The sequence below is a fragment of the Arthrobacter sp. 4R501 genome (assembly GCF_002929755.1).
Lineage (GTDB): Bacteria > Actinomycetota > Actinomycetes > Actinomycetales > Micrococcaceae > Arthrobacter.
Window position 1 is genome coordinate 1 of record NZ_PJIW01000086.1, and the last position, 514, is coordinate 514.

A 514-nucleotide genomic window follows, 5' to 3' on the forward strand; every position below is an offset into this window, starting at 1 on the left:
CTTCCTTGCGGTAGCGGGCGATGAAGGGCACGGTGGACCCGGCGTCGAGCAGGTCCACGGCGGCCTTGACCTGCCAGGGCTGCACGCCGAGTTCGCCGGCGATCTGGACGGCGGTACCGGGCTCCTGGGTCTTCGGAGCCTGGGCCCGGGGAGTGGACGCTGTCGGCGAGGGGTGCTGTGGGGTCTTCGGGGCCTGCTGCGGGAGTTGGGTCACCCAGCCATTTTGCCCTATCCGGGTCCCTGTCCGGGGGCGCCGATAGTGGGCTGGGATCCGTCGACGTCCTGAATGACTTCGTTGTGGCGGAGGAACCACGGCTTGAAGGGCGGATCAAAACGGGCGAATCTCGGTAGTCCGAGGGCGTCTAAACCGGCTGCGGCGAGCGCTGTTTGCAATTCCTGGTTCCGTTTCCCAAAAGCTGATCTGGAGACGCTGCCGGAGAAGACCAGGACCGCTGCAAGAGAGCCAGGCACTGTCCGGATTACGACGTCGGGATTCGCCGGGACCGGGGCCGTC

2 protein-coding genes are annotated in these 514 nt (G+C 66.5%); both read right to left on the reverse strand.

Features of this window, described 5'->3' with window-relative positions:
- Nucleotides 1–214: Tex-like N-terminal domain-containing protein (locus CXR02_RS22005; protein WP_146072596.1), on the reverse strand; the 214-nt coding region annotated here is incomplete at its 3' end.
- A gap of 14 nt (nucleotides 215–228) precedes the next feature.
- Nucleotides 229–514 (reverse strand): heme-binding protein (locus CXR02_RS22010; RefSeq protein WP_181037341.1); only part of this gene is annotated, 286 nt, incomplete at its 5' end.